This is a genomic window from Pseudomonas sp. SJZ077 (assembly GCF_007993905.1).
Taxonomy (GTDB): Bacteria; Pseudomonadota; Gammaproteobacteria; order Pseudomonadales; family Pseudomonadaceae; genus Aquipseudomonas; species Aquipseudomonas mandelii.
Genome location: NZ_VIUJ01000006.1, coordinates 180349 through 199924, shown reverse-complemented (window position 1 = coordinate 199924; position 19576 = coordinate 180349). Strand labels below are relative to the sequence as shown.

Below are 19576 nucleotides of genomic sequence, written 5' to 3'. Positions count from 1 at the left end.
GCTCGCTCCTACATTGGATCGTTGTCGAACATGACTAAACATCCCCTGTGGCAGCGGGCTTACCCGCGATGACGGACTGACCGACAACCTAAATGTCGAACCTGACGATCCAAGGACCTTCGATGGCAAACCAACAACTATTCCTCGGCATTGACTGCGGCACCCAAGGCACCAAAGCCGTGATCCTGGACGCCCACACTGGCCAGGTCCTGGGCCAGGGCGCCGCTGTGCACAGCTTGATCAGCGGCGCCAACGGTCGCCGCGAGCAAGACACCGGCCAGTGGCTCGAAGCGTTCACCCTGGCCACCCGCCGTGCGTTACTCGCGGCGAAAGTCGACGGTCAGGACATCCTTGGCCTCGGCGTCTCCGGACAGCAACACGGCCTGGTATTGCTCGATGACCAAGGTCAGGTGCTGCGTCCGGCGAAGCTTTGGTGCGACACCGAATCCACCCCGGAAAATGACCGTCTCCTGGCTCAACTCGGTGGCGAAAAGGGTTCACTTGAGCGCCTGGGTGTGGTCATCGCGCCCGGCTACACCGTTTCCAAACTGCTGTGGACCAAAGAACAGCACTCGGACATTTTCGCCCGGATCGCCCACATCCTCCTGCCCCACGACTACCTGAACCATTGGCTCACCGGCCGCAGTTGCAGCGAGTACGGCGACGCGTCAGGCACCGGGTATTTCAACGTGCGGACCCGCCAATGGGATTTGCAGTTGCTGCGCGACATCGACCCGACCGGACGCCTGCAAGCCGCGTTGCCGGAGTTGATCGACGCGCATCAAGCAGTCGGCACGATCCTGCCCGGAATCGCCGAACAGCTTGGCATCAACCCGCAGGCGCTGGTCTCCAGCGGGGGCGGCGACAACATGATGGGCGCGATCGGCACCGGCAATATCAAGCCCGGCGCGATCACCATGAGCCTCGGCTCTTCGGGGACGGTGTACGCCTATGCTGACCAGCCGAAAGTCAGCCCGGATGCGTCGGTCGCCACGTTCTGCTCGTCCAGCGGTGGCTGGCTGCCGTTGATCTGCACCATGAACCTGACCAACGCCACGGGGGTCATTCGCGAGCTGTTCGCCCTTGATATCGAACACTTCAACGATTTGGTCGAGCAGGCGCCCATCGGTGCTGAAGGCGTATGCATGCTGCCGTTCCTCAATGGCGAGCGCGTCCCCGCCCTGCCCCATGCCACCGGCAGCCTGCTGGGCTTGACCATGACCAACCTGACCCAGGCCAACCTGTGCCGCGCAGTCGTCGAAGGCACGACCTTCGGTTTGCGTTATGGACTGGACCTGCTGCGCCAGAATGGCTTACAAAGCCGCAGCATTTGCCTGATCGGCGGCGGCTCGAAAAGCCCGGTGTGGCGGCAGATCGTCGCCGACATTATGAACACCCCAGTGATCTGTACCGAGCAGAGCGAAGCGGCAGCCCTGGGCGCAGCGATTCAGGCGGCGTGGTGCAAGTCCAGGGCAAACGGCCACGAGGACAGTCTGGCGGACCTTTGCGAGCGTTGTGTAAAGCTCGATCTGGCCAGTGAAACCTTGCCGATTGCCGACAATGTGGCGGCCTGTCAGCAGGCCTATGAACGTTATCAACAACATGTCGCAACCCTTTAAAGAGCGAACAACTATGTATCTGGTGTGTGGCGAAGCGCTGTTCGATTTCTTCAGTGAAGACGACGCCAGCGGCCTGGCTTCAAAAGTGAATTTCAAGGCAATTGCCGGCGGTTCGCCGTTCAATGTGGCGGTTGGCTTGCGGCGATTGGGCGTGGAAGCGGCGCTCTTTGCAGGACTCTCCACCGATTACCTTGGCCGACGCTTGCAGCAAGTGCTGCAGGACGAAGGTGTGCGCCCGGATTACCTGGTGGACTTCGCCGCACCGACCACACTGGCAATGGTCGCGGTCGGGGCCAATGGCTCGCCGCACTACAGCTTTCGTGGTGAAGGTTGCGCGGACCGCCAGCTCAGAACTGAACATTTGCCTGAGCTGGGGCCGCAAGTGCGTGGTTTGCACATTGGCTCGTTCTCCCTGGTGGTGCAGCCGATTGCCGACACACTGCTGGCGTTGGTGCAGCGGGAGAGCGGAAAACGCCTGATCAGCCTTGATCCGAATGTCCGACTCAATCCTGAACCGAATATCGACCTGTGGCGTTCGAGGATTGCGACGCTGGTTGAGTTGGCGGATCTGATCAAAGTCAGCGATGAGGATTTGAGTCTGTTGTACCCCGAGCAGGATCCGCAGCGGGTGATTGAAGGTTGGTTGCAGCATCGCTGTCAGTTGGTGTTCCTGACCCGAGGTGGTGAGGGTGCCACGGTGTTCAGCCGCACTCAGGGTTCGTGGTCAGTACCGGCGAGCTCAGTGAAAATCGCTGATACCGTGGGCGCGGGCGATACGTTCCAGGCGGCGTTGATTACCTGGTTGACCGAGCAGCAGCTGGATTCGGTTGCGGGTGTGCAATCGCTTGAGTGCGGGCAAATCGACGGAATGTTGAAGTTTGCGGTACAGGCAGCGGCGCTGACCTGCAGCAAGACCGGCCCGGATTTGCCGTATCGGCAGCAACTCAACTGACAGATCGTTCCTACGTTCCGCGTGGGAATACAGCCCGGGACGCTCCGCGTCCAAAGCGGACGCGGAGCGTCAGTGAGGCATTCCCACGCAGAGCGCAGGAACGATCAACAGGATCATCGGCAATGGCGGCAGCAGGCTTTTATCGGTCGAAGAGGACTTTAGTCTGGAAATGACTGTTGATTCTTGGCCGCCTGGAAGTTGTGGCGCAGTGATACCCAGGAAAAGATAACTAAAAATCCCCTGCATTCATTGGCCGAAACCTTGTATCTAAGGGTTTTCCCGATAGCCCAACGCATCCACTCCTACGCCATTTGCGCCTTGAACGTGGCGGTTTAATCCTGCACCATCCGCACCAGCTTATTCAAAGGACGGAATTAAAGGCATGCTGGACGCGAACGCAACCCATATTTCCCTGACGCTGGAAGGCGTTTCCGTTGACCTGCAAGTGCTCAGCTTCGTCGGTCGCGAAACCCTCAATCAACCGTTCTGTTTCGACATCGAACTGGTCAGCGCCCGTCCCGACCTGAAACTTGAAGAGTTGCTGCACAAGCCTGGCTGCCTGACCTTCGGCGCCACCGGCAAGGGCATCATTCACGGTCTGGTCTATCGCATCGAGCAAGGCGATTCCGGCAAAAGCCTGACGCGCTACAGCATCAGCCTGGTCCCGCAACTCGCTTACCTGCGCCACAACCATGACCAGCAGATCTTCCAGCATTTAAGTGTGCCGAAGATCATCGCCCAGGTACTGGAGGCGCGCGGCATCCTGTCTGACGCTTACAGTTTCCAGCTCGGCGCGATCTACCCCGAGCGCGATTACTGCGTCCAGTACGACGAATCCGACCTGCACTTCATCCAGCGCCTGTGCGAAGAGGAAGGCATTCACTTCCACTTCCAGCACAGCGCCAGCGGCCACAAACTCGTCTTCGGCGATGACCAGACGGTGTTCCGCAAACTCGCACCCGTGGCCTACCAGCAAGACTCCGGCATGGCCGCCACGAAACCGGTGATCAAACGTTTCAACCTGCGCCTGGAAACCCGCACCACCCGCGTCAGCCGCCGCGACTACGACTTCGAAAAACCACGCATCCTGCCCGAAGGCGCCGCCAAGAGCGCTTTCACCCCGGACCTCGAAGACTACGACTACCCCGGCCGCTTCCTGACCCGCGAGCGCGGCAAACAACTGGCCACCCGCGCGCTGGAGCGCCATCGCAGCGATTACAAACTGGCCGAAGGCAAAAGCGACGAGCCAACCCTCGTCAGCGGCCACTTCATGGCCCTGAGCGAACACCCGCGCGCCGAGTGGAACGATCTCTGGCTGCTGCTCGAAGTCGTGCACGAAGGCAAGCAGCCGCAAGTGCTCGGCAAAAACGTCACCAGCGACGTCACCCATAACAAAGACGATTTCCATCAGGGCTACCGCAACACCTTCCTCGCCACCCCGTGGGACGCGCACTTCCGCCCTGCCCTCGAACACCCGAAACCGAAAGTCCTGGGCAGCCAGACCGCCATCGTCACCGGCCCGCCCGGCGAAGAGATCCACTGCGACGAATACGGCCGCGTCAAAGTGCAATTCCACTGGGACCGCGACGGCCAGGCCAACGACACCACCAGTTGCTGGCTACGCGTCGCCACCGGCTGGGCCGGCAGTGCCTACGGCGGCATCGCCATCCCGCGCGTCGGCATGGAAGTCCTCGTCACCTTCCTCGAAGGCGACCCCGACCAACCGCTGATCACCGGCTGCCTGTTCCACAAGGAAAACGTCGTCCCCTACGACCTACCTGCGAACAAGACCCGCAGCACCTTCAAAACCCTGAGCTCGCCGGGCGGCAAGGGCTACAACGAGTTCCGTATCGAAGACAAGAAAGGTGCGGAACAGATCTACCTGCACGCCCAGCGCGATTGGGATGAAAACATCGAGCACGACCAGAAAATCCGCATCGGCAATGAACGCCATGACACGGTCGAGGCCAATGTTTTCAGCGAGTTCAAGGTTGAAGAACACCGGATTACCCATCTGGACCGCAAGACTGAAGCGCGGGCGGATGATCACCTGACGGTGGCGGTGACCCAGCATGTGAAAGTGGGGACGGCGCAGTTTGTCGAGGCGGGTCAGGAGATTCATTACCACGCTGGCGAGAAGGTGGTGGTTGAAGGCGGAATGGAACTGACGGCCAAGGCTGGCGGGAGTTTCGTCAAGGTAGATGCGGGGGGTGTGACGATCAGTGGGGCTGAGGTGAAGGTGAACACCGGGGGCTCGCCTGGGGTGGGGACAGGGATTCAGATTTTGCCGCCCGTCATCCCGTGGGCCGCCGCTCAGGACAAAGCCGGCGCCCTGCTCGTCCCGGCCGCCGTACAAATGGCCATGGCCAAAGCCGCCCGTGCGGCGGGCGACATACGCTGCCCGATTTGCGAAGCCTGCCGTGAAGGCAAGTGCGATCTGGGGACTGCAGCATGAGCGACGCACTGAACAACTGGCTCGGCGAACAGGCAAAACTCAATCGCGTGCTGATCCTGGCCCTGGACAGCCTCGCTGAGCCGAACCCGGTCACTTCGCTCTACAGCGCCGGATTGATGAAGCGCTCGGTGCAGCTCTATCGACGCACCCAGTACGCCGACTTCGCCGCCATCAGCCCCTGGTTCACCGAACTGCACGAACCCAACGCCGATGCCTTCCGCAAACTGCTGGACGACCCGCAGCGCAACTGGGGTTGGATCGGCAGCATGGAAAAAGCCGATCTCGACGGCCTGATCCAACACTGGCAAGCGCGGATGGTGATTGAAGAAGATGGCGAGCGTTCGTTGTTCCGTTTTCAGGACAATAGGGTGATTGCTCGATGCCTCGCTAACTTGAGCGAAACCGAATGGCCGTTGCTGTTAGGCCCGATCAGCAGCGTGCTGTATTGGGACGAGGAGCAATGGAAAAGTGCGGACAACCCCAAGCCCCGAATATACCCGGTGCCCAACCCCGCGCCGTGGTTGCGAATTCCAAACGCGCCGGAGCGTACCCGCAGCATCTTGCGCGAAAACCTGAAACGTTGGCTGCTGGTGTACCACGTCGAGGCCGCCGCCAAACTCTCCGAAACCCGCAATGTCCGCGAATGGCTGGAAGAACAGATGGACCTGCTTGAAACCTGGCAATGGAACACGCCAGAACAACGCGAATTCATGCTCAGCCTGAGACTTGATCCCAAATGCGCAGAAGACGTGGCTTGGCAGCCATTGCCGAGTGAAACCCCAGAGCAGCATTTTGCGCGGTGTCAGCGGTTTTTTGACGCGAGTTTGGGCAAACCAGAGCGTGAGTAAGTTTGTGGCGGCTGGCGAAACAGCGTTTACGGCTGAACACTTTTCTGGTCGTTTGCCTTTGTTCCTCGCTGCGGCGGGCGTGATGGTGGCTTCTGGCTGTTCGGCCATCAAGCCTGCCGATAGTTTTACGTTGCTGACGGAACTGCCACCTGGGTTCAGCATTAAAGGTGAAGCATCCTATGTGCCTCGTACGGGGGAGATGTGTTCAGTGCCTGCGAAGAAAGGCAGGAACTATCCGGGGTTGAAGTTTTTTGAGCAGAAGCTGAGCGCTGGTGCACAAACGGCGCGGTTTGAAGTTCCGCTGACGAGTACGGAAGGTGGTTGTCCTTTGGTACTAAAAAGTTTCGGATATGAAGTAGACGCAAAGTACGGAGCTGCTCGGCTCAATTTAGGTAGGGATTACACGGGGATTGCGTTTCAGGATGGAATCGCAGACAGCCAAAATGCACCTTCTCCCATGGTATTGCAGAAACAGTGTGAATGGTTTTTTCGTACGGTAGGGCCCAAACGTTACATAGCAAAAATTCTGGAGTGTAAATCTGTAGCAACACCTGAACAGGAAAACGGCACAGTTGCAAAAGGTCCGCTGCAACTTGCTCAGCTGGTGGGAAAGACGGTTAAAGTAGTTTTCGCTATTTCAAGCGAAGAGAGTCCGGCTATGGGTGATAACTGGGTGAAATTCCCCACTGGCTGGAAGCGCTGCATGGGGGAAAGCCTCGAAGACCCTTATGCGTTTTGTAATGGGAACATAACCGATTTCAAACCTTTCAAAATGCCGGATGGACGTGATTGCACCGTCTATCCCAACTGCACTGAACAAGGACAATAAAATGTTTTTTCGAAACTTTTTCACTGGATTTGTTCGAACTGCGGCCATCGGCTTAGGGGCGCTCGGGACTGCAGGATGCTCAGTCGCACAACAGGATAGCTTCACGCTGATCACTGAACTGCCACCCGGATTCAGCATTAAAGGTGAAGCATCCTATGTGCCTCGTACGGGAGAGAGTTGTACAGTCCCACCTCGAAAAAGCAGAAGCTACCCCGGATTGAAGTTCTTCGAGCAAAAGCTTAGTAACGACGCCCAGACAGCGCAATTCGAAGTACCGCTAACCAGCATCGAAGGGGGGTGCCCCTTGGTGCTTGATACCTTCGCGTATGAGGTTGATGCCAAATATGGTGCTGACTTCCGGAATGTAGGTAGGGCACACACAGGGGTTTCGTTTGAGGATGGAAGTTTAGAAAGACCAAGACCTCCCGAAACCTTGATAAAGCAAAAGCAGTGTCAATGGTTGTTTCGCACCGCTGGACCCGATCGTTACATTGTGAAAATTTTGAAATGTAAATCTGTCACAGCGGCCAACGAGGTGAGTGACGAAGCTGAAAATGGTCCCATACAACGAGCAAAGCTCGCGGGTCAAACGATCAAAGTTGTATTTTCAATTGCCACGGAAGAAACCCCATACATGGGAGATACATGGGTTAAATTTCCTGAAGGCTGGAAACGGTGCATGGGAAAGAGCCTCGAAGATCCTTATGCGTTTTGTCGCGGCAATACTACCGATTTTAAGCCCTTTAAAATGCCAGATGGACGTGATTGCACCGTTTATCCCACCTGTACTGAATAAGGATATTTTTTATGGAGCCGAAGGCGCCTTGCAATCCACTCTTAAGTGAAAAATCAGGAGCATGCCCACTGCGTGGCGACTGGATTAGTTTTCAAGTAGTAGATGAAACCGGCAATGGAAAGTCTTACGCTGGGCTCTCCTATGTCCTTCAGGATAGTGCGCATCAAAAATATTCCGGAGTACTGGACGCTGATGGAAAAGCGAAGGTTTTCAACCATTATCAAGGCCCCGTCGTACTGACCCTTGACGCCCCTTATATAGGAACTGATGATCTTTATTCTGTCCTTTCGCAGCGAGAAAGCTACCCCATTCCCATCACAGAATTTCAGGTAAAAGCCGAGAAAACACGTTTTGTACGGAAAGACGGTTTACGCGTTGAGAAAAATCCTGCAAAGGAAAAGGCAGACCAGTTTTTTCATGTCGAAGTGAAAGACTTGGTGAAATTTACTGCTCACCTGCCACCCTGCTCTCCTAGAAAATACCCTCCAAACCAAAGTTTAATGAAAGCCATGGGCGACCTCGGGTTCGGACCAATAGAATCGGAACTCTATGGAATTAGCCTAATACCTAACAAACATACCGTTCTTGAAGTACGCCCACTGCGCGCCTTCCGCCCCATGCTGTCGAAAGACAACGAATTCAGCGCATTGAACCTGTATCAACTGTCTCTATTTTCAAGCTTGAGCTACTGTAATTTTGGTCAAGAGCCTGCCGAAAAACCAATCGACACTGTAACGTTTCCATTGGATCCGAGCGTCGGGCATATGTTTGGTAATAGCCTTGCCAGTTACACAGAGTCTTGGAAAATCAACTCAACCCAGACATTAGCTTACTATCCACTTTATGAAGATGTGCCTTACTCCAAGCGTTTCGAGATTTTGCCGTTCGACCCCACATTATACAAAAAAAACAATCGTGAATTAGGCCCAAATCAAGAGCATCCCGCCACATGGCACTTCTTCGATGATGGCAAAGCCGAAGGCGGCACCGATACTCAGGCCTTCATAACCCACCATGACGAAATTATTCTAATCTCCGTTCGAGGAACGTTAGAACTAGTGGACTTCGTGCGAGACACAGATGCGGAGCAAGTTCCTATTACGGGTGGCATAGGTAAAGCGCACAAAGGCTTTTACGATGCCTACCGAGCGATGAGTACTTTTATACTTACCTATCTCGATAGTTTTCACGTAGACCAAAAAGTCATTATTTGCGGTCATAGCCTCGGCGGAGCCATTGCAACTTTGCTCGCTGAAGCGCTTCGACGTGACACTAAAGAATACGACGTCCTTCTCTATACCTACGGCTCCCCACGAGCCGGTGACGCCGACTTCGTCAATGGCGCGGTAGGCTTGGCCCATCACCGCATGGTCAACAGCAACGACCCTATTCCAAGTGTTCCCGCGCCCTGGATGAACACCCGCAAAAGTATCTGGATGCCCGGCGTGGTCCTCAGTTTTGTCACCGCCCCTTTAGGCGCACTTATTTTCGCTATAGGCCTGTCGCGAACTGGCGGTGCTCCATACGAACACCAGGGTAATCTGCACCATTTCATGCCCGTTCATTTTAAAGGGCGCGAGCAATCCGCGGTTCTCTGGGACCCAGGTTGCGACTCCATCGAAGAGGCGGCTTGCACCAAGGCATTGAAAAAGTTCGGCGATATGCCCGACCGTGATGCTTTTGTGATGCAACTGTTCCAGATGAGCGATCACTACATGGTGCCCTCCTACATTCCGTACGCTTGGGCAACATTGCGCCGCTGGCAGCAAACCCAGGAAAGCGGGACTACCGTGGTTACCAAAACAGAGTACGACCAGGTTTACTACCAATTGCAAGAGATGCAGGAGCGGCTGAAGGCGAAAGAAGCTGAACTGAGGTTCGCTTACCAATCTGACCGTCGGCAGTACCAGCAAGAGGCAAATGTGTTGAGAGCAGAAATTGGACGGCTTGATACATCAAGACAACGGATTCACACCCTTAGCTTCCTCAAACTAGTGCCTGAGGACATCTACGGCTCCGCCACTCAAGCGCCGGAACATAAAATCAACGTAGATCGCTGGATGGCAAAAAAAGAAAACAGTGTCGAGGTCCAGCTCGCGATGATTCCTGATGCAAGCAGCAGTGACCTGAGGACAGCGTAGTTTTCAGGAATGCTTTAACTCGGTACGCGTGTAAACAAGCCAGTGTCCGCAGGAGACTGGCTTGTTATGTACCGCAGTGGCGTCAGACCGGCGCCTTCCACCCCATCATCCGCTGCTGTGCCACCTGCAACAGATCAAAACCATCCTGAGTCAGCAGATAAAGCGCATGGGTAATGTGCGGAATATCCTGAACATCGCCGTGCTTGAAGCATTGGCAATGGAGGGTTTCAAGCAGCTGACTGGAGGCACGGACCCGCTGTAGAGCGGCTTCGAGGATGTCTTGAGGATTGGCTTCGGTGTCGATCACCAAAGGACTTGAGTCGGTAACGCTGCTGTTGATTGAGCGATAGCGATCGGGAAACGGGTTTAACGTTGGCATAGTAATTACTCGATGAGCAGTTAGTAATCGCCAGCACCGTGACCAAACGATGGGAGGCGGCTGTGTACAGGCTTGGTCAACCGACGCCATCAAATCGGCTCGCCCGAAGGCGTCCAGCACACAGCCGCCATTGCAACGCACTACGAGGACTGAGAAGTCCGAAGCGCGAATGATGGCACACAAATGTGATGGAATCAGGTGACCAAACCTGTCCGCTGATTTTGCAGCGAGCCCAAACAGTAATCGCTCCTACCCATCCGGCGAAAGTCGACAAGGCGTCTGATCTTGTAGGACCAAGCCGAAGATCCCGTAGATCGTTTCCCACGTGAAACCTCTGACAGAAACACCCTCGCGACAGGCGGCGTTCAGCCGGGTTAACCATCCGTTAACCGCGCGGTCCAAGACTTTACTGGACCGCACGCCCTCAGGTTCCTCTGACGCCCAGTGCGGCAGGTTCGACGCTCAATCCGTCGAACTGACTCAACGTCTGCACTGGAGATCGCCCCATGAACATCCGCACGCTGCTGATGACTTCCGCCCTCGCCTGCACCGCGTTTACTGGTCTTGCGCAGGCCAACGAGACGTCGTCCTCGCAAGCTACCCCCTATCACTACGGTATGCCGCTGAACATCGGCAAAGTGGTCGCCCTGACCGAGCCGAACACACTGGAATGCAAGGTGATCACGGCCGACATGAAGTACATCGATACGTCAGGCAAGCCTGGAGAAATCAGCTACCGGAAGCTTTCTGACGCTTGCAGTTATCAGAACTGACTGAAAGGTCTGATTTTGCACTTTGCGGTACTCCTGTGAGGGATCAGGCGCTATGCTTTGGCGCCTCCCTCACTGCCGCAAGGATCCGCCATGCAGTTATCGTTTCGTATCGTGTCGACCTTCACTTCCCTCCTCTGTTTTCTGCTGGCCCTGGTCTGGGGTTTGATGCCGGATGGGTTGCTGGCGATCTGGAGTATTGAGTATTCGTCTGCGGCAGGGTTTGTCGCGCGACGCAGTGCAGTGCTGTTCGCGGCGTTGGGCGTGATGTTTTATCTGGTTCGGAACGAGGCGCCGTCGGTCACCCGCAATGCGCTGAGCACCGGGTTTACCGTGGGTTGTTTCGGCTTGGCGATACTGGGTTTTGGCGAATGGCTCAATGGCCATGCCGGGCCGGGCATATTGCTGGCGGTGATGGTCGAATCGGCGCTGGGACTGGGGTTTGTCCAGGCCCGGCGCGTGTCGGCAGAATTCGAAACTGCAGGTTAAAGCGCTTTCCCGGCGGGATGCAGTGGTCGATTCTCTTCCTGATGCTGCATCTCAGAGCGTAGACCGGCAATCAGGTCGTTTATTTCACGGCAACCGTTCAGGTGCTTGGCATCTATCCCGGTCTTTATCAAATCAAGGTGATCGGTTTTGCGGTCTGAATACACCTTGACGGTCATCGACAGGTCCGGCGAGAGCGTGCACTGACAGCGCTTCGGCAGAAAACTGCTTTCAACGATATTGCGAAGTTCCAAGGCAGAAAGAAACATGGCGACTCTCTCCTGATTGTGAGACTGCCAGAAAAATTCAACGTCGGTCCGTGGTGAAATCTCCCGCCGTTTCTTCCGTCGACGGAGTTTCTACGTTTCACACAGCAGACCGTCCTTGTGGTTAGAGCTGACTCAATAATGTCCTGGTCAACTTAAGATCTGCTTGAGCATAAAGCATGCCGCAAATTTCGCCGTGCAGCTCATCGGTAAATCAATGATTTAACGGACATGCCTGAAGATGGCCTCATGCAATCTGCAAGAAAGGGCAGTTTGAACCCTGCAATTTGCATACATTCCCGACCGGGTTTGCATTGGTGGCGGTCGGCAGTAAGAATGCGCCTGCCAATCCAGTATCCGCTGACCCTACTCACACGCAAGGAGGCATCATGGGTTCTTTGACCTGTATCAATACCGTCGGGCTGATTGTTGCCAGCCTTTCGAGCGTGGCCTGTGCGGCAAAGCTCGAAACCGTCGCGCCGTTCCCTAAACCGGAAAGCGGTTTTACCCGCCAGGTCATTCATGTAGCGCCGCAGCCACAGGAAGAAAACTTCCAGGTTGAGGTGCTGGCGGGCAAGACGCTGACGGTGGACTGCAATCGCCAACGTCTGGGCGGTATCCTTGAGGAAAAAAACCTTGAAGGCTGGGGCTACCCCTTTTACCGTCTGGAAAAAATCATCGGCCCGATGAGCACGATGATGGCCTGCCCCGACGGCAAGAGTAAAAAGGCGTTTGTGCCGGTGGTCGGTGACGGCTTCATGCTTCGTTACAACAGCAAGTTGCCGATCGTGCTCTACGTGCCCAAGGACGTCGAAGTCCGCTATCGGATTTGGTCGGCGTCGGACAAGGTCGAGAAAGCCGTTCAAGAGTAACCGCAGCGCCCCTCCTCACGCTGAGGCGTCGCTCAACGCGGCGCGCTCGGCGACATGCCGCAGGCTGTCAAAATTGATATTGGCGCCCGAGTCGATCGCGATCAGGGTTTGACCACACGCACCGGTTTGAGCGACGTACTTCTTGATGCCGGCCACCGCCAAGGCACCGGAGGGCTCGGTGATCGAGCGGGTATCGTCGTAGATATTCTTGATGGCGGCGCACAGTTCGTCGTTGCTGACGGTCAGCACTTCATCGACGCAAAACCGGCAGACTTCAAATCCATAGGCGCCAATCTGCGCGACGGCCACGCCATCGGCGAACGTGCCCACGGTGGGCAGGACGATCCGCTCGCCAGCTTGTAACGCCGCGTACAGACACGCGGAATGTTCTGATTCGACGCCGATGATGCGGACTTCCGGGCGCAGGTATTTGACATACGCCGCGATGCCGGCGATCAGACCTCCGCCACCCACCGGGACGAAGATCGCATCCAGGGGGCCTTGTTGCTGGCGCAGGATCTCCATGGCCACGGTGCCCTGCCCGGCGATTACGTCCGGGTCATCGAAAGGTGAGACGAAGGTGCAACCGGTTTGCTCGGCGAGGCTCAGGGCGTATTCGAGGGCGAACGGAAAGCTCTCGCCGTGCAGCACGGCCTCTGCCCCCCGACTGCGCACCCCGTGCACCTTCAATGCTGGTGTTGTGCAAGGCATGACAATCGTCGCAGCGATCCCCAATTCACGCGCCGCCAACGCTACGCCTTGGGCGTGATTACCCGCTGAAGCGGTGATCACGCCCCGAGCCTTTTGCTCATCGCTCAGTTGCACCAATTTGTTGTAAGCGCCACGGATCTTGAAGGAAAAGGTCGGTTGCAAGTCCTCACGCTTGAGCAGGATCTGATTACCCAAGGCCTCGGACAGCGCTGGCGCGGGTTGCAACGGCGTGCGCACGGCCAGCTCATACACCGGCGCGGCGAGGATCTTTTTCACATAGTGCTCAAGCAAGGCCTGCTGGGCGGGGGTGCTGCTCATGGTCGTCTCCTGACATTGATCGGGGCCCAGGAGACAGAAAGTAAAAACCCGCCTCTAGGGCGGGTTGGGTGCTGCAGTCGTGAGCTAGCCCGCCAAATAAGGAATGGCGGTAATAATGCTTGGCTGGCAGCGCAATACGGTGGAAGTCATGGCTGGAAATTAGCCGGACGTTGCGGGCAAGTCAATGGTCAATTTTCCTCGGTCTCTGTAGGCTGGCGGACATCGCTCATTGTCCCAAGGAAGGAAACCATGAAGTCTGTCGCCCTGCCCCTCATTGCCTTGATCGCCTTTGCCGGCTACACCGTTTCCGTGATGCTTCAGGCGGAGCAGTCGTTGATCGACTTCGGCATCGGTTTGATGTCACGCCCGGATACTGCGCAGGTGGTGATTGATCTTTATCTGTTGGCGACACTTGCAGGCGTCTGGATGTACCAGGATGCGCGCAAGCGTGGGCAGTCGGGGTTATCGGTGATTCCGTATCTGCTGATTACGGCGGTTTTCGTGTCCGTCGGGCCGCTGTTGTACCTCGTGGTTCGGGGGCTTAAGAATCGCAGGAATTGCGGTGATGCACGCCAGCGAGTTTGATCCAAAGCAGTGTTCTGTTGCGGATAGAGCCTTCGCGGGCAAGCCTCGCTCCTGCATTGGAGCGTATCCCCCTGTAGGAGCGAGGCTGCCCGCGAAGACGGCCTGACAGTCGACATCGTCATTTCGCCAACCGCCTGAGCCCAAGCACCATCGCCCCCGCCCCAATCATCATCGCCGTCAGAAACAACGGATACGACACCCACCACGGCGTGCCCCCGGTCATCATGCTGAACTCGGACATGCCGCCAATGCTCGCAATCAGGTTCAGCGGCAAAAACACCACGTTAATTAATGTCAGCTTGCGCAGCAGATTGTTCATGCTGTTGTTCATCAGGTTGCCCCGGGCGTCGATCAGCCCGGAAAACACCGTGGAGTAAATTTCCGCCTGCTTGTAGCACTGGTTATTTTCGATAATCAGGTCGTCGATCAGCCCGATGGCCTCGGCGCTGAAGTGTTCCTTGGCGGCATGATTGCGCAACCGCGTCAGCACTGCGCCGTTGCTGTGAATCGCGTTGATGTAATAGATCAGGCTTTCGCTGAGGTTGAACATCTGGATCAGGTGCTGGTTCTGCATCGAGGCGTTGAACTTCTGCTGCAACTCCCGGGCAACCAGCTTGATTACCTTCAGGTGGCCCAGATAGTGATGGATGTTGTTGAACAGCAGATCGAGCAGCACATCCAGCGGCGTGTTCAGCCGCTGTCGGGTGCCGAGCCCGTGCAGCGGCGCATCGTCGGTGGCGATCACCAGCAGGCGCTGTGCAGAAAACAACAGGCCACAGGACGACACTTCGAACGCCAGGCTGCCGGCACCGGAGTAATTTTCCGGGCGCTTCCAGATCAGGAACAGGTTGTCGGGGTGGAACTCGATGCGCGACACTTCGTCAGGGTCCAGGGCCGAGGCCAACGCGTGCTCATCAAGCTTGAAATGGCTGTGCAACAGATCCCGTTCGGCGGCATCGGGGTTGCTGAACAGCATTACCTCGGCATCCAGTCGTTCGACGGCATGCAAGGCGCCGCCGTCCAGTTGAAAGCTTTTGATCATCGGCCGATCACCAGGCCTGGCCGCGACGTTTCAGTTCCAGGCGACGGACGAACTCTTCCAGTACCAGCGAATACAAATCGTCCTGCAAGTACGCATCTTCGATGCCGGCGTCCATGTTCGGGTTATCGTTGACTTCGATCACCACCACTTTGTCGCCGGACTGCTTGAGGTCCACGCCGTAGAGGCCGTCGCCGATCAGATTGGCGGTTTTCACAGCCAGGTCCACCACGGCGCGCGGCGCTTCGTGGACCGCCAGGGTGCGGCATTCGCCGTTGATGTCCTGGCCCTTGGCCTTGTGGTTGTAGATTTGCCAATGGCCCTTGGACATGAAGTATTGGCAGGCGAAGATCGGTTTGCGGTTGAGCACGCCTATACGCCAATCGTATTCGGTGTAGAAAAATTCCTGGGCCAGCAACAGCACCGAGTGCTCGAACAGTTCGGCGGTCGCTTCGAGCAAGGCTTGCTGGCTTTCGACCTTGATCACGCCCCGGGAGAAACAGCCGTCGGGGATCTTCAGCACCAAGGGAAAGCCCAGGCGCTCGCCGACCCGTTCGAAATCTTCCGGTCGTTCCTTATAGAGGATTTCGGTGGCGGGCATGCCGAGTTGATGGCTCTTGAGCAAGTCGGTCAGGTAGACCTTATTGGTGCAGCGCAGGATCGACGCCGGATCGTCCATCACCACCAACCCTTCGCTCTCGGCTTTTTTGGCAAAGCGATAGGTGTGGTTGTCAACGCTGGTGGTCTCGCGAATCAGCAGGCCGTCGTATTCGGCAATGCGTGCGTAGTCCTTGCGCTCGATCAGCTCGACATCAATGCCCAAGGTCTTACCGACGCGCACGAAATTATCCAGCGCCTTCGCATTGGAAGGAGGCAAGGCTTCCTGCGGATCATGCAGGATGGCCAGGTCATAACGGGCCAGCCGTCGTGAGCGTGGCACACGCCAGATCTTGCGACTGAAACTGTCCAGAGAGTTGGCAAATTGATCTTCCTGGTCTTCACGTAACTTATGCAACGCCCCGGACTTTATACCTTCGATGTGCCAGCCATTCGTTCGGCGAAACTCAACTAATAATATCGGACAGGGGAACACTTCAAATAACTGCCGTGCCAGATCCTGCAAGGGTTCTATATTGGTTTTGCCGAAGTACAACGTCAGGGTAAAGCCTTCGGTGTCGCTGTAAAGATGGTTGCTGAGGGCTTTTTCCAGGGGTTTATCCAGGTCATCAAGGGCCAGGCCGTACAACGACTTCTTGGTCAGCTCACTGATGGTGCGCACCGACGGAATGACCTTGTGTCCCCGCGCTTCGGCCAGCAACGAGCAGTAATAGCCGTGCCCCAGATACTTGTAGCTGCGGCACAGGTTGATCACCTGGACCCGCTTGCCCTGTTCGTTGTCCCGCGTCTGTTCGAGGTATTCCTGGGCGCTGACAATGTCCTCGCTGGGGAAATACGAGGCCCAGTCTTCCTTGCGTTCGACGATGATTATCAACTGACTTGAAGTTCTGCCTGCGTCATTTAAATAAGTTGCTGCCGGCAAAGTTTGCTCGGATACTTCGCGCCAATGACCTTGTACCGCTGACATAGTGATTGATCCGTTGGAGAACAAGACCTTTCCTATTAAGCACGAACTTTTTCGAAAGTCCCGTTTCGTTACGTAACTTTTACGGCGGTCATATGAACACTGTCTTTCGCTTGGCGGTAGTTGAAGACTTACCCGCGCTGCTGGAACTCGAACAGCAATGTTTCACCACGGACCGGCTCAACAGTCGCAGCTTTCTGTGGATGATCACTCGAGCGCATGGGCAGTTGTTGGTGGCCCAGCATGGCGAGCAATTGGTCGGCTATGCGGTGGTGCTGTTTCACCGAGGCACCTCGCTGGCGCGGCTTTACTCGATTGCGATCGCGACCGAGGCCCGCGGCAGCGGACTGGGCAAGCAGTTGCTCGAACGCATCGAATCCTGCGCCCTTGAACATGATTGCGCCTACTTGCGGCTTGAAGTGCGGATCGACAACCCCGCGGCGATTGCCTTGTATGAGCGCAATGGTTACCGGCGTTTCGCGCTGATCCATGATTATTACCAGGACCATGCCGATGCGCTGCGCCTGGAAAAACGCATTCTTGAGCACTGCGATTCGCGCAACATCCAGGTCCCGTGGTACCGGCAGACCACCGATTTCACCTGCGGCCCGGCTTGCCTGCTGATGGCCATGGGCGCGCTGCAAGGTGAGCGTTGGCTGGAACGCCGCGAGGAACTGCAAATCTGGCGCGAGGCGACGACGGTGTTCATGACCTCAGGTCACGGCGGCTGCAGCCCTCAAGGCTTGGCGCTGGCGGCCTGGCGTCGGGGTTTTCGGGTGCGGCTGCAACTGAGCATGGCGGGACCGTTGTTCCTCGATGGCGTGCGCGATGAGCATAAAAAAGACGTAATGCGTTTGGTCCACGAGGAGTTCACCACGCAGTTGGAAGAAACCGATGTGGAGCGTGTGATTGGTGGATCGCTGGACCTTCCACGTTTACTCAACGATGGCGGTCAACCGCTGGTGCTGATCAGCAGCTATCGGCTGACCCGCTCCAAGGCGCCGCATTGGGTGATCGTCACCGATTGCGATGACGAATTTGTCTACCTGCACGACCCGGATGTGGACCACAGCCAACATCGCCAACCGATGGACTGCCAGCATTTGCCGGTCAGCCACGGCGAGTTCGACAAGATGTGCAGTTTTGGCCGGGGCAAGCTTCGGGCGGCGGTGATTATCTACTGCCGAAAATAGACCTGTGGCGAGGGAGCTTGCTCCCGCTGGGTGCGAAGCGCCCCATTCAAGCGACTGCTCCGCAGTCGGACGGGAGCAAGCTCCCTCGCCACAACCCGCCCAGAGAAGTCGAATCGGGTTACTTCAGGCCTACCTTGTACAGCCCGCCGTCGTCCTCATCGGTCAGCACATACAAGTAACCGTCCGGCCCCTGTCGCACATCGCGGATGCGCTTGTTGAGTTCGCCGAGCAAGCGCTCTTCGTGAACCACTTTGTCGCCATCGACCTGCAAGCGGATCAGCTCCTGGCTCACCAGCGCACCGATGAACACGTTGTGCTGCCAGGCCTTGAAGCGATCAGCGTCGTAGAACGCCATGCCACTGAGGCCGGGGGATTTTTCCCAGACATGGTGCGGCGCCACGGCGCCTTCTGCGGTCTTGCCCTCGGCTTCCGGGATTGGTTGTCCGGAATAGTTGATGCCGTGGGTCGCCAGCGGCCAGCCGTAATTCTTGCCGCGTTCGATGATGTTGATTTCATCACCGCCGCGGGGGCCATGCTCGTTTTCCCAGAGCACGCCAGTCCATGGATTGAGCGCTGCGCCTTGCGGATTGCGTTGGCCATAGGACCAGATTTCCGGGCGTACGCCCGACTGCCCGACAAAGGGGTTGTCGTCCGGCACTTTGCCGTCCGGGTAGATTCGCACGACCTTGCCTTGCAGCTTGTCGAGGTCCTGAGCGGTCGGCCGATCGTTGTTTTCGCCCAAGGTGATGAACAGATAGCCGTCGCGATCAAACACCAATCGTGAGCCGAAGTGGTTACCGACTGACAGCTTCGGCTCCTGGCGGAAAATCACTTTGAAGTCCTTGAGGGTTTTCAGGTCCTCGGACAACTGGCCTCGCCCGACCGCCGTACCGGCCTTGTCGCCCGCACCACCGCCCTCGGCGTAAGACAGATAAACCGTCCGGTCCTGCTTGAAGTCGGGCGACAGCACCACGTCCAGCAAGCCGCCCTGCCCCTTGGCCCAGACCTTTGGCACCCCATTGATCGGTGCCGAGAGCTTGCCATCGTAATCCACCACTCGCAGGTTGCCGGGCCGTTCGGTGACCAGCATGCCCCTGCGATCGGGCAGGAACGCCAGAGCCCACGGATGTTCCAGGCCCTTCGCAACTTGCCAGACCTCAAGGGTGCCTTGTTCGCTTTTCATCTCCCGGGGCGGTGCCGCAAGAACGGGTGCCGTGGCGGTGATCAGTATGCTGGCGCAGAAGGTGGCCAAGAGGGTTTTACGCAACATGCACGATTCCTTTTGTCGTTCGAATAGCTGGCAAGAACGCTGTCCTGCCGTTCAACGGTTGCTTGTGCCTGCATCTCGAGGGGGCGGATTGGGAATGAATTTGGGTGGGCTGGCGGGAGCGGTATGGTTCTGGGGATAGCGATTGCCGATGCCGCCGTTATCAAGGGTCGGTGGACGGGGCACCGGGACGGTATTTGGCCCGCGAATGACCGGGGCAGCGGGTTGTGTGCCTTGCATACTATTGGGATTGGCCCGGCGGATCGGGCTGTTGTAGGGGTTGCTGGAATTGCCCGTGGGGCTCTGGGCCAGCAGCATCGACGATGGTGGCGAGGCCTGGGCCAGCTGACTCATCAGGCCACTGAATGCCAGTACGGTGCAGGCGAGCACGAATCTGTTCATTGGAAGCCTCTGGGCGTCAGCGTGGATAGAATCTTCGATAGCACGCTACGCCCGGGGTTCGGATTT

Annotated in this window: 18 protein-coding genes and 1 pseudogene; 12 read left to right on the top strand and 7 right to left on the bottom strand. The window is 57.0% G+C overall.

Going from position 1 to position 19576, the window contains the following annotated elements:
• Nucleotides 1–122: 122 nt before the first annotated feature.
• From xylB to FBY01_RS12155, 7 genes are all read left to right on the top strand, one after another.
• Nucleotides 123–1619, top strand: coding sequence for a xylulokinase (xylB, locus tag FBY01_RS12185; RefSeq protein ID WP_145307644.1), 1497 nt, complete (start codon nucleotides 123–125; stop codon nucleotides 1617–1619).
• Nucleotides 1620–1632: 13 nt separating this feature from the next.
• Nucleotides 1633–2571 carry a carbohydrate kinase gene (locus FBY01_RS12180; RefSeq protein WP_145307646.1) on the top strand — a complete coding sequence of 313 codons (939 nt, stop codon included), beginning with the start codon at nucleotides 1633–1635 and terminating at the stop codon, nucleotides 2569–2571.
• Between the two features lie 382 nt (nucleotides 2572–2953).
• The gene (locus FBY01_RS12175; protein WP_145307648.1) at nucleotides 2954–5026 is read left to right on the top strand and encodes a type VI secretion system tip protein VgrG; all 2073 of its coding nucleotides are present in this window, start codon (nucleotides 2954–2956) and stop codon (nucleotides 5024–5026) included.
• On the top strand, nucleotides 5023–5874 hold the full coding sequence (locus FBY01_RS12170; protein WP_145307650.1) for a DUF4123 domain-containing protein: 852 nt from the start codon (nucleotides 5023–5025) through the stop codon (nucleotides 5872–5874). The genes FBY01_RS12175 and FBY01_RS12170 overlap by 4 nt, the downstream gene beginning before the upstream one ends.
• Entirely contained in the window at nucleotides 5867–6703 is an 837-nt protein-coding gene (locus tag FBY01_RS12165) for a hypothetical protein (RefSeq protein ID WP_256664406.1), read from the top strand. The genes FBY01_RS12170 and FBY01_RS12165 overlap by 8 nt, the downstream gene beginning before the upstream one ends.
• Entirely contained in the window at nucleotides 6654–7499 is an 846-nt protein-coding gene (locus tag FBY01_RS12160; RefSeq protein ID WP_256664407.1) for a hypothetical protein, read from the top strand. The genes FBY01_RS12165 and FBY01_RS12160 overlap by 50 nt, the downstream gene beginning before the upstream one ends.
• 11 nt (nucleotides 7500–7510) lie before the next feature.
• Nucleotides 7511–9640 (top strand): lipase family protein, encoded by a 2130-nt coding sequence (locus tag FBY01_RS12155; RefSeq protein WP_145307652.1) that lies wholly within the window; start codon nucleotides 7511–7513, stop codon nucleotides 9638–9640.
• Between the two features lie 82 nt (nucleotides 9641–9722).
• Here the strand turns inward: FBY01_RS12155 and FBY01_RS12150 are convergent, their stop codons facing one another.
• On the bottom strand, nucleotides 9723–10019 hold the full coding sequence (locus FBY01_RS12150; RefSeq protein ID WP_145307654.1) for a hypothetical protein: 297 nt from the start codon (nucleotides 10017–10019) through the stop codon (nucleotides 9723–9725).
• A 506-nt stretch (nucleotides 10020–10525) separates the two neighbouring features.
• On the opposite strand from FBY01_RS12150, the gene FBY01_RS12140 reads away from it, so the two are divergent.
• The gene (locus tag FBY01_RS12140) at nucleotides 10526–10792 is read left to right on the top strand and encodes a DUF2790 domain-containing protein (protein WP_145307656.1); all 267 of its coding nucleotides are present in this window, start codon (nucleotides 10526–10528) and stop codon (nucleotides 10790–10792) included.
• 90 nt (nucleotides 10793–10882) lie between these two features.
• Nucleotides 10883–11278: a hypothetical protein gene (locus tag FBY01_RS12135; RefSeq protein WP_077747817.1), complete on the top strand. Its 396-nt coding sequence runs from the start codon at nucleotides 10883–10885 to the stop codon at nucleotides 11276–11278.
• Here FBY01_RS12135 and FBY01_RS12130 read toward each other — a convergent pair.
• Nucleotides 11275–11544 (bottom strand): DUF1652 domain-containing protein, encoded by a 270-nt coding sequence (locus FBY01_RS12130; RefSeq protein ID WP_145307658.1) that lies wholly within the window; start codon nucleotides 11542–11544, stop codon nucleotides 11275–11277. The two genes, FBY01_RS12135 and FBY01_RS12130, sit on opposite strands and share 4 nt — an antisense overlap.
• A gap of 386 nt (nucleotides 11545–11930) precedes the next feature.
• Here FBY01_RS12130 and eco point away from each other — a divergent pair, with 386 nt between their 5' ends.
• The gene (gene eco, locus FBY01_RS12125; protein WP_010460500.1) at nucleotides 11931–12413 is read left to right on the top strand and encodes a serine protease inhibitor ecotin; all 483 of its coding nucleotides are present in this window, start codon (nucleotides 11931–11933) and stop codon (nucleotides 12411–12413) included.
• A 27-nt stretch (nucleotides 12414–12440) separates the two neighbouring features.
• Here eco and ilvA read toward each other — a convergent pair.
• Nucleotides 12441–13442 (bottom strand): annotated as a pseudogene (gene ilvA / locus FBY01_RS12120) (threonine ammonia-lyase, biosynthetic); the annotation flags it as partial.
• Nucleotides 13443–13691: 249 nt separating this feature from the next.
• Between ilvA and FBY01_RS12115 the strand changes: the two are divergent.
• Nucleotides 13692–14027, top strand: coding sequence for a DUF2834 domain-containing protein (locus FBY01_RS12115; protein ID WP_145307660.1), 336 nt, complete (start codon nucleotides 13692–13694; stop codon nucleotides 14025–14027).
• A gap of 118 nt (nucleotides 14028–14145) precedes the next feature.
• Here the strand turns inward: FBY01_RS12115 and FBY01_RS12110 are convergent, their stop codons facing one another.
• Together FBY01_RS12110 and FBY01_RS12105 are read right to left on the bottom strand one after the other, a co-directional pair.
• Entirely contained in the window at nucleotides 14146–15069 is a 924-nt protein-coding gene (locus FBY01_RS12110) for a magnesium transporter CorA family protein (protein ID WP_145307662.1), read from the bottom strand.
• A 7-nt stretch (nucleotides 15070–15076) separates the two neighbouring features.
• On the bottom strand, nucleotides 15077–16651 hold the full coding sequence (locus FBY01_RS12105; protein ID WP_145307664.1) for a RimK family protein: 1575 nt from the start codon (nucleotides 16649–16651) through the stop codon (nucleotides 15077–15079).
• Nucleotides 16652–16743: 92 nt separating this feature from the next.
• On the opposite strand from FBY01_RS12105, the gene rimI reads away from it, so the two are divergent.
• Nucleotides 16744–17841 (top strand): ribosomal protein S18-alanine N-acetyltransferase, encoded by a 1098-nt coding sequence (gene rimI / locus FBY01_RS12100; protein WP_145307666.1) that lies wholly within the window; start codon nucleotides 16744–16746, stop codon nucleotides 17839–17841.
• 118 nt (nucleotides 17842–17959) lie between these two features.
• Here the strand turns inward: rimI and FBY01_RS12090 are convergent, their stop codons facing one another.
• Complete coding sequence (locus FBY01_RS12090) at nucleotides 17960–19111, bottom strand: PQQ-dependent sugar dehydrogenase (protein ID WP_145307668.1); 1152 nt, start codon at nucleotides 19109–19111, stop codon at nucleotides 17960–17962.
• Between the two features lie 51 nt (nucleotides 19112–19162).
• A complete protein-coding gene (locus FBY01_RS12085) occupies nucleotides 19163–19510 on the bottom strand; it encodes a hypothetical protein (protein ID WP_145307671.1) in 348 nt (115 codons plus the stop codon).
• Nucleotides 19511–19576: the final 66 nt, after the last annotated feature.

Coding starts and splice junctions, on each gene's coding strand:
- xylB (WP_145307644.1), top strand. CDS start 123: ATGGCAAACCAACAACTATTCCTCGGCATTGACTGCGGCACCCAAGGC.
- FBY01_RS12115 (WP_145307660.1), top strand. CDS start 13,692: ATGAAGTCTGTCGCCCTGCCCCTCATTGCCTTGATCGCCTTTGCCGGC.
- FBY01_RS12130 (WP_145307658.1), bottom strand. CDS start 11,544: ATGTTTCTTTCTGCCTTGGAACTTCGCAATATCGTTGAAAGCAGTTTT.
- FBY01_RS12085 (WP_145307671.1), bottom strand. CDS start 19,510: ATGAACAGATTCGTGCTCGCCTGCACCGTACTGGCATTCAGTGGCCTG.
- FBY01_RS12170 (WP_145307650.1), top strand. CDS start 5,023: ATGAGCGACGCACTGAACAACTGGCTCGGCGAACAGGCAAAACTCAAT.
- FBY01_RS12150 (WP_145307654.1), bottom strand. CDS start 10,019: ATGCCAACGTTAAACCCGTTTCCCGATCGCTATCGCTCAATCAACAGC.
- FBY01_RS12140 (WP_145307656.1), top strand. CDS start 10,526: ATGAACATCCGCACGCTGCTGATGACTTCCGCCCTCGCCTGCACCGCG.
- FBY01_RS12175 (WP_145307648.1), top strand. CDS start 2,954: ATGCTGGACGCGAACGCAACCCATATTTCCCTGACGCTGGAAGGCGTT.
- FBY01_RS12090 (WP_145307668.1), bottom strand. CDS start 19,111: ATGTTGCGTAAAACCCTCTTGGCCACCTTCTGCGCCAGCATACTGATC.
- rimI (WP_145307666.1), top strand. CDS start 16,744: ATGAACACTGTCTTTCGCTTGGCGGTAGTTGAAGACTTACCCGCGCTG.
- FBY01_RS12160 (WP_256664407.1), top strand. CDS start 6,654: ATGGACGTGATTGCACCGTCTATCCCAACTGCACTGAACAAGGACAAT.
- FBY01_RS12105 (WP_145307664.1), bottom strand. CDS start 16,651: ATGTCAGCGGTACAAGGTCATTGGCGCGAAGTATCCGAGCAAACTTTG.
- FBY01_RS12155 (WP_145307652.1), top strand. CDS start 7,511: ATGGAGCCGAAGGCGCCTTGCAATCCACTCTTAAGTGAAAAATCAGGA.
- FBY01_RS12135 (WP_077747817.1), top strand. CDS start 10,883: ATGCAGTTATCGTTTCGTATCGTGTCGACCTTCACTTCCCTCCTCTGT.
- eco (WP_010460500.1), top strand. CDS start 11,931: ATGGGTTCTTTGACCTGTATCAATACCGTCGGGCTGATTGTTGCCAGC.
- FBY01_RS12180 (WP_145307646.1), top strand. CDS start 1,633: ATGTATCTGGTGTGTGGCGAAGCGCTGTTCGATTTCTTCAGTGAAGAC.
- FBY01_RS12110 (WP_145307662.1), bottom strand. CDS start 15,069: ATGATCAAAAGCTTTCAACTGGACGGCGGCGCCTTGCATGCCGTCGAA.